This is a genomic window from Streptomyces sp. NPDC001985 (genome assembly GCF_040296845.1).
Taxonomy (GTDB): domain Bacteria; phylum Actinomycetota; class Actinomycetes; order Streptomycetales; family Streptomycetaceae; genus Streptomyces.
Window position 1 is genome coordinate 1 of the sequence record NZ_JBEOYB010000137.1, and the last position, 8,068, is coordinate 8,068.

At 74.3% G+C, this 8,068-nt stretch carries 8 protein-coding genes; 4 read left to right on the plus strand and 4 right to left on the minus strand.

Annotated features, from left to right (window positions below; all coding sequences use genetic code 11):
* Together ABT122_RS32585 and ABT122_RS32590 are read left to right on the plus strand one after the other, a co-directional pair.
* Positions 1-510: PhoX family protein (locus tag ABT122_RS32585; RefSeq protein WP_351559629.1), on the plus strand; the 510-nt coding region annotated here is incomplete at its 5' end.
* A gap of 100 nt (positions 511-610) precedes the next feature.
* Positions 611-1,000, plus strand: a complete 390-nt coding sequence (locus ABT122_RS32590) for an RNA-binding S4 domain-containing protein (RefSeq protein WP_351559631.1) — start codon at positions 611-613, stop codon at positions 998-1,000.
* Positions 1,001-1,011: 11 nt separating this feature from the next.
* On the opposite strand, the gene ABT122_RS32595 is transcribed toward ABT122_RS32590, so the two are convergent.
* From ABT122_RS32595 to ABT122_RS32605, 3 genes are all read right to left on the minus strand, one after another.
* Positions 1,012-3,015 (minus strand): FUSC family protein, encoded by a 2,004-nt coding sequence (locus ABT122_RS32595; protein WP_351559633.1) that lies wholly within the window; start codon positions 3,013-3,015, stop codon positions 1,012-1,014.
* Positions 3,016-3,205: 190 nt separating this feature from the next.
* Entirely contained in the window at positions 3,206-4,222 is a 1,017-nt protein-coding gene (locus ABT122_RS32600; protein ID WP_351559635.1) for an endonuclease/exonuclease/phosphatase family protein, read from the minus strand.
* Positions 4,223-4,338: 116 nt separating this feature from the next.
* Positions 4,339-5,373 carry a hypothetical protein gene (locus ABT122_RS32605; RefSeq protein ID WP_351559637.1) on the minus strand — a complete coding sequence of 345 codons (1,035 nt, stop codon included), beginning with the start codon at positions 5,371-5,373 and terminating at the stop codon, positions 4,339-4,341.
* Between the two features lie 183 nt (positions 5,374-5,556).
* Between ABT122_RS32605 and ABT122_RS32610 the strand changes: the two genes are divergently transcribed.
* Positions 5,557-5,934, plus strand: a complete 378-nt coding sequence (locus ABT122_RS32610) for a hypothetical protein (protein ID WP_351559639.1) — start codon at positions 5,557-5,559, stop codon at positions 5,932-5,934.
* Between the two features lie 99 nt (positions 5,935-6,033).
* Here the strand turns inward: ABT122_RS32610 and ABT122_RS32615 are convergent, their stop codons facing one another.
* Positions 6,034-7,062 (minus strand): GlxA family transcriptional regulator, encoded by a 1,029-nt coding sequence (locus ABT122_RS32615; RefSeq protein WP_351559641.1) that lies wholly within the window; start codon positions 7,060-7,062, stop codon positions 6,034-6,036.
* A 143-nt stretch (positions 7,063-7,205) separates the two neighbouring features.
* On the opposite strand from ABT122_RS32615, the gene ABT122_RS32620 reads away from it, so the two are divergent.
* Positions 7,206-8,030: a S1 family peptidase gene (locus ABT122_RS32620; protein WP_351559643.1), complete on the plus strand. Its 825-nt coding sequence runs from the start codon at positions 7,206-7,208 to the stop codon at positions 8,028-8,030.
* Positions 8,031-8,068: the final 38 nt, after the last annotated feature.

Genomic DNA, 8,068 nt, shown 5'->3' on the forward strand with positions numbered 1-8,068 from the left:
GACGAGGCCAATCCGCGGAATCTCAACAAGCACGGCCAGATCCTGGAGCTGGCGGAGAACTGGGACGACCCGGCGGGCGACGGCTTCGCCTGGCGTCTCTTCCTGGTCGCCGGCGACCCCGAGGACCCGTCCACCTACTTCGCGGGCTTCCCCAAGGAGAGGGTCAGCCCGATCTCCTGCCCGGACAATGTCGCCTTCGATCCGCACGGCAACCTCTGGATCTCCACCGACGGCAATCAGCTCGGCTCCCACGATGGGCTCTTCGGGGTGGCGACCCACGGCGAGCGGCGCGGTGAGCTGAAGCAGTTCCTCACCGTGCCGAAGGGGGCCGAGACCTGTGGTCCGGTGATCCAGGAGCGCCGGGTCCTGGTCGCGGTCCAGCACCCGGGCGAGATCGACGGCGCGTCGGTCGAGAAGCCCGCGAGCACCTGGCCCGACGGCCCCGGAAAGCTCGTCCGGCCCTCGGTCGTCGCCGTCTGGCGCAAGGACGGCCGCGAGATCGGCGTCTGACCCGGGCCCCGGCCGCCGGGGCGGGCTCTTCCCGGGCCCGCCCCGGCGGCCCGGGAATACCGGCCGCTGTTCCGTGTGCCGGAGCCGTAGAGTCGGACGCATGGAAACCGAAGGGACGGAAGGGTCCGTACGGGTCGACGCCTGGATCTGGTCCGTACGGCTGACCAAGACCCGCTCGCAGGCCGCTGCCGCGTGCAAGGCCGGCCATGTCCGGGTCAACGGCACCCGGGTCAAGCCCGCGCACACCCTGCGGATCGGCGATCAGGTGCGGCTCTTCCACGCGGGCCGGGAGCGGCTGGTGGTCGTCTCCAGGATCGTGCGCAAGCGGGTGGGACCGCCGGTGGCCGTCCAGTGCTTCGTCGACAACAGCCCGCCGCCCCCGCCGAAGGAGTTCACCGCGCCGGTGGCGGTGCGGGACCGGGGCGCCGGCCGCCCGACCAAGCGGGACCGCAGGGACCTGGAGCGCCTCCAGCAGCGCCCGGGCCCCTGACCCGCCCGGTCTCACTCCCCGGGGTGAGCGGGGGCCTTCGGGCCCTCCCCGGCACCGGGACGGCGGGGTCCGCGCACGGGTGAGGTGATCGCGCGGGCCGCCGTCACCTCGTGGCGGAGGGGGGCGAGGACGCCGTCCTCGTCGCCCTCCAGGGCTGTGCGCACCTCCACCAGCACCTCGCTGCTGCGCAGATTCCCCGCCAGCTCGCGCAGTTCGCGCGCGACGCCCGCCACCTCCGGGGGCGACGGCGGGGCGGCGCCGTGGCCGACGCGCACCCGGGCGGCCGTGGTCGCGTCCACGATGCGCTCGACGGCGACCACCAGGGGCCACCAGGCCGCCGCCCGCGCCCCGGTCGGCGGTGGTTCGGTCAGCGCCCGCTGGAACTCGGACCGCACGGCCGACAGCTCGCGGTAGATCCTGCGGCGCCCGCGCACCTGCTCCCCCCGGTCCGCGTCCGGGTCGAAGGCGCACGCCACATATCCGGCGATCTCGTCCACGGCCGCGGCCAGCCGGTCGCCGATCCGGGTGTGCCAGCTCTCCGGCCAGAGCAGATACCCGGCGATCAGCGCGATGGCGCAGCCGAGGAGGCTGTCCAGCAGCCGGGGCAGCACCAGGTCGAAGCCCTCGTGGTTGAGGGTGTCGGAGAGCAGCAGGATCACCGGGGTGATCGCGGCGGTCTGGAAGGCGTACCCCTTCGCGGAGAACCAGGGAATCAGCCCCGCGAGCAGCATCATCACCGGCACGTCCCACCAGCCGCGCGGCACCGCGGCGAGCACGGGGGCCGCGACGAGCAGCCCTGCGGCGGTGCCGAGGGCGCGCAGGACCGCGCGGGAGAAGACCGAGCCGAAGTCCGGCTTCAGGACGAAGGTGACGGTGAGGGCGACCCAGTACGAACGGGGGACCTCCACCAGGGACACCAGCGCCTGGGCGAGCCCGATGCACAGCGCCAGCCGTGCGCCGTACCGCCAGGACGCCTCGGAGAACAGGACGGCCCGGGCCGTGGTCCGGAACCGGGCGGCGGGTCCCGCCGGGCGGCCGAGGCTGTCCTCCCCGGGGGAGAGGTCCGGGTCCGGCCGGTGCACCACGGCCGCCGCGTGCCGCAGCGCCGCGTCCACCGCCCGGTCGGCGGGGCCCTCCGGCTCGGGCAGCCCCGACAGATCCACCGGCCCGCCCCCGCCCCCGCTGTCGGTGACCGCGTCCGCCAACGCGCGGACGGCGGCGGCGACCGCCGGGCTGTGGGACGCCCTGCCGTACAGATGCGCCGCCGCTGCCGCCTCCAGCAGCGGGATGAGCACATTGAGCTGGGCCAGCAGCCGCACCAACGGGCCGCGCCGGCCGTGCTCGCGGGTGCGCAGCGCCAGGATCAGGTCATAGGCCGTGTTGAGGGCGTCGGTGACCGCCTGGCGCCGCTCCGGATACGCGGCGGTGCCGGCCGCCGCCAGCAGTTCCGCGACGCCGCGGTAGGCGGCGGCCACCGCCGCCCGCTCCGGTGTCCGGCCGCGCAACGGCCAGCCCAGCAGGGTGAGCACCAGGACGAACAGCCCGCCCAGGGTGAGCAGCAGCGCGGGCATCCAGAGCGGTTCGGGCAGCGGGAGCCCCGCGCCCACCACCGCGTTGAGCAGCAGCACCAGCCCCGAGACGGAGGCGACAGCGCCGATCGACGACACCATTCCGGAGGCCAGCGCCACCAGGGTCAGCACCACCACCGCGAGCCAGCCCTGCCCGTACGCCAGGGTGCCCAGTGTGACCCCGACGGCGCCGAAGAGCTGCGGGACCGCGATATTGAGGACGCGCATCCGGTAGGCGTCGGCGGTGTCGCTGATGACTCCGTTCAGCGCGCCCATGGAGACCAGGGCGCCGTACTCGGGCCGTCCCGCGGCGATGCCCGCGGCGAGCGGCACGGAGAGCGCCACCCCGGCCCGGAGGACCGCCGCCCAGGGCACGGGGGCGGACTGCGGGCGCAGCGTGTTGAGCAGCCACTCGGGTGGGGACAGTCGTCCCGCTCGGGTCTCCATGGTCCACACATGCCTCATGGCGCGCCGTAGGGGCAAGTCGTCTCCCGGGGAGGTGCGCGGGGGTGGTCGGGAGGGGTCGGGAGTGGTCGGGCGGTGGCCGCCGCCGGTGTCCGGTCGCCGGTGATGGCCGGTGATGGCCGTGGTGGCCGGTGGGTGGTGGCCCGTGGGGTGATGGTCCGGCGGGGCGGGTTCAGCGGGCGTCGTGGAGGTCCAGGCGGACCAGCAGGGAGCGGTGGTCGGTGTCGCCCAGCTCCAGGAAGCGGGCCCCGCGGACCGAGAACTCACGGCTGATCAGCACATGGTCGATCTGGGCTCCCAGCGGCCGGCTCACCATCGTCGGCCAGGAAGGGGTGCGGGCGGCCCCGCCGAGGTCGGCGCTGTTGCGCAGACCGCCCGCGTCCAGTATTCGGCGGAACGCGGCATGGTCCGGTGTGGCGTTGAAATCGCCGGCGACGATCGCCGGGGCGTCCTTCACCCCCGTCGCGTAGTCCCGCATGCGGCCCAGCTCACCGCGCCACGCGTCGACCCCGCCGGGGATCGGCGGCAGCGGGTGCGCGAGCTGGAGGTGCACCTCCTTGCCCGCGATCTCCGCCACCGAGCCGGGCATGGCGAGCGTGCTCCGGATGCCGGGGGCGGTGCGCAGGGGGTACTTGCTGAGGATCGCCGAGCCGGAGGCCATGGGCCCCTCGACGACATTGCGGTGCGGATAGTCGGCACGGGGGATCTCCGCGGCGAGCGCGTCCGAGCAGGTCTCGGCGCACTCCTGGACGAAGACCAGATCGGGCTTCTCCCGCCGGACCGTCTCCACCAGCGCCCTGGACGCGTTGCCGAACTCGACATTCGAGGTCAGCACTTCGAGCTGGGCCACCACCCGGCCGGAGGGGGTGTCGGCGAGACCGGTGTCGTAGGGCCGGACGAACCAGCCGATGACCGCGAGCACCACCGCCGCCCACACCGACTGCGCCCGCCGGCGCTTGAGCAGGGCGAGCAGCAGTGCCGCCCCGGCCGGCACCAGCAGCCACGGCAGAAAGGCGAGGAGCTGGGGGATCGGTGTCATTCCGTCCACGCCCGCGACCCGGCAGGCCGCGACCACCGTGGGGGCGGACAGCAGCAGGCCCGCGAGCCAGGCGGTGCCCCGGCCACCGGAGCGGCGTACGGAAGCGCCTGGTCCGGCGGCCGGGGCCGCGGTCTGCGCCGTGCTGTCCACAACTGCCTCCGTGCGTGAGGTGATGACGGGAGAGGGCGGTGTGGCGCCTTCGCGAGATGCCACACAGGGATGACGTCAGTCTCACCCACATCGTTCCGGCCAGGGCGGCCGTGGCATCAACTCGACGCAACCGGAGGAGAGCCGCCCGCATCCATCCCCGTCTTCGTCCCCGTCCCTGTCTTCGTCTCCGTCTCCGTATCGCTGCCGGTGCCAGTGCCGCTGCCGGTGTCGGGTCCGGTGCCGGGACCGCTGCCGCTGCCGGGGCCCGTGCCCGTCTCCGTCCCGGGGTCCGCCCCGCCGCCGGGGCCCGCGGTCCGCTCCGGCCGCCCGGGCCGTCCGAACCACCAGGTCGCCGCGGCGATGGCGAGACCCGCGCCCATCAGACACCAGGACGCCGTCCGCAGGGTCGCCGTCAGCGCGCCGTACACCGCGTCTGCCGCCGGGTGGTCCACATCCGGCGGCAGATCGTCCAGGGCCGGCGCCCGGCCCACCACGACCGTGAGCAGCAGCAGCGCGCCGCCCACGGCCAGCGCCAGCCCCAGGCCGGCCAGGGCACGCGCCCGGCGCCGCGCGCACAGCAGCGCCGCCACGGCCACCAGGACCGTACCCACCGGGAGCCACACCCCCGCGACCTGGAGCGCGTCGAACACCTCGCGGGCCACGCCGAGCTGGTCCGGCTCCACCACCGTGATCTTCGTTCCCACCACCGGGATCTGCTCCGCGAACGGCACCCCTTCCAGGCTCAGCTGCCGTTTGACCTGCTCGCTCACCGGCGTCAGATCGATACTCGCGGTGTCGCCCTCGTCGCTCGTCAGCGCCTGCTCGACCGCGGTGTGCGCCGCGCGGTTGACCGTGTTCCAGGCGGTCCGGTAGGCATCGGTCCCGGCGAACGACAGCACCGCCTCGTGCACCAGCTCCCGTACCCCCACGGCCAGCGGCCCGGCGTCGACCTTGGCGAGCACCTCCTCGGTGATCCGGTCCGCGACCGCGTTCCGCACGGCCCGGTCCGACGCGAGCGGCGCCATCGCGGTGACATAGCCGTCGGTGTCGCCGATCTCCCGCTCGGCCCACACGGCGAGCACGCTCAGCGGCGTCAGAACGGCCACGAGCGCGATCAGCACCGCCGACACCGCTGAGAGAAGTCTCCGCACCCCTCCAAGGGAACGCGGGTCGCCGCCCGCGCGCGAGCGGTGCACCGCCGACCGGCGGACCTCCCCGGGGGCGGACGGCACCGCCGGTCCCGCCGGGCCGGGCGGCGGGACCGCCGAGTTGCCGGGGGCGGACGCCGGGTGCTTCCTGAGAGGAGGAAGGACGCGAGGGAAGGAGCCCCGGTCATGGCCGTTCACGCGACGGTGCCCGCACGGCACCACGGTTCACTCTCCTGGGCGGTACCGCTCGCCCTGGGCGCGTTTTTCGGGTTCTACGCGGGGTTCCTGCACCGCACCGGCAGAGCGGTCGGCTGGGGGGACGTCCTGTACGGGGTGGTGGCCGGCCTGATCTTCACGGCGCTGGCCTACGGCCTCGGCCGGGTCCAGAACGCCCTGCCGCGCGAGCTGCGGGCCACCGCCTACGGCGTGCTGTGCGGAATCGCGATCGGGTTCCTGCACAGCCTGACCGGGGACAGCGTGCTGCGCTCGGCGGGAGTGGGGCTGATCCTCGCCGCGGTCACGCTCGTGGTCTTCTTCTACATCTTCTACCAACGGGAGACGTGAGAACGCCGCCGCCGACTGCCGACGGGAACGGGAACGGGACAGGACAGGACAGGACGGGACGGGACGGGACGGCACGGCGACGGAGCGCGGTCGCCGTGCTCAGCCCGTCCCGCCGCCTCCGTCCCCTCCGTCCCCTCCGTCCCCTCCGTCGCCTCCGTTGTCCTCCGCCCCGGTGAGGGTGGTGACAAGGGTGCGGAACGCCGTCCGGTAGACGCTCGGGCTGGTGCCGGTGAAGCGCTGGAAGTGGTGGCGCAGATTGGCCGGTGTGCCGAACCCCGTCCGCGCCGCGACGCGTTCCACCGGCTCGTCCCCGCGCTCCAGCAGCCGCTGGGCCCGCTGGACCCGGGCGCGCAGCAGGTACTGGAGCGGGGTGAGCCCGGTGTCCGCCCGGAAGCGCCGGGTCAGGCTGCGGACGCCCAGCCCCGCGTGCGCGGCGATGTCGGCGAGGGTCAGCGGACGGTCGAGATGGGCCTCCATCCACCGGGTGGTGGGGGCGAGCGGGCTGTTCCGCGGGGTGACGGCGCTGTACGCCACCGGGTCGTCCGGCGCGGTGTGGAGCTGGAGGAACATCTGGCGCTCCGTCTCGATCGCCACCCGTGTGCCGTGGTCCAGGGTGACCATGCGCAGCCCCAGATCCACCCCGCCCAGTACCCCCGCCGCGCTGAGGAACGGGCCGTCCCGGACCACCGAGCCCTCCGGGTCCACCTCCGTACGGGGATGGAGCCGGGCCAGCTCCCCGGTGTGCCGGCGGCTCGTCGCGGCCCGCCGGCCGTCGAGGAGCCCTGTCGCCGCGAGCGTGAACGTGCCCGTGCCGACCGCCCCGATCCGGGCGCCCCGGGCGGCGGCGGCCCGCAGCGCGTCCGCGACCTCCGCCGGCGGCTCCTCCCGGAAGCCCGCGTGCCCGGGCACCCAGATCGTGTCGGCTCCGTCGAGACCCTCCGTACCCCAGGGCGTCTCGATCCCGAAGGAGCCGGGCGCGGCGGTGGCACGGAGCTGCGGGACGGCACAGAACCGCAGCTCATAGGCGACCTGGGGGTGGTGTCGCACCGCTGTTCCGAAGACCAGTCCCGGCCCGGTGAGCTGATGCCCGGGGACGGAGTCGAACACGAGGACGGCGATCACAGACATGTCCGGAATTTAGCCGAGGGTGACATTCAGGGAGCTGTTTCCCGCACCGCCGGGAACGTGAGGATGAGATCACGGAAGACGGAAGCGAGGGGACGCCCGGCTCCGTGCCCATCGGACCACCACCCTCCCTGAAAGGCCCTCCCATGCTGCTCCCGCACTCCCGCGACACCGCCGCCCGCCCCGCCCGGCGGATACGACCCCGGCCGGCCGGGGCGGCGGCGGTCGGCGCGGCCTCCGTCCTCGTCCTCACCGCGATGACCGGCAGCGCGGGAGCCATCGTCAACGGGGACCGGTCGACCGAGCGCTACCCGTTCATGGCGACGGTCCCGATGTCGGTGTACGACGCTCAGTGCGGCGCGTCGCTGATCCACCCGCAGTGGCTGCTCACCGCGGGACACTGCGTCGAGAGGACGATGATGACGGGGAAGGTCCGCGTCGGCAGCGAGAACCGGAAGCACGGCGGCACCGTCCGCGAGGTCGACAAGATCATCAGGCACCCGGGCTACAGCGCCGGGGGCGGGCACCGCAGCCAGGACGACATCGCGCTCATCCGCATGGACCGCCCGGTCGGGCAGCGGCCGATCGCCATCGCGAAGAAGCCGGGCGGGGCCGGCACGCCCACCCGGCTGCTGGGCTTCGGCACCGTGTACGACACGCCCGAGGCCGAGCGGTGGGTCTTCCCCGACCGGCTCCAGCAGCTCGACGCCCGCAGGGCCGCCGCGTCGGAGTGCAGCGGCATCGGGGCGAAGGAGCTGTGCACCACCAGCCCCAGGGCCCGCGCGATGGCCTGCAACGGGGACTCGGGCGGGCCGCAGCTCCAGCGGAACGGGGCCGGGCGGTGGGAGCTGATCGGCGCGACCTCCGGCGACGGCGACACCGATCCGCTCTGCGCCTCCGGCAAGGGCATCTACACCGATGTGACCGCCTACAAGGGCTGGATCTCGCGGAACATCGCCAGGAACAGCTGAGCTGTCGGGCGGTGCGCGGCCGGCTCTCCCGCCGCCCG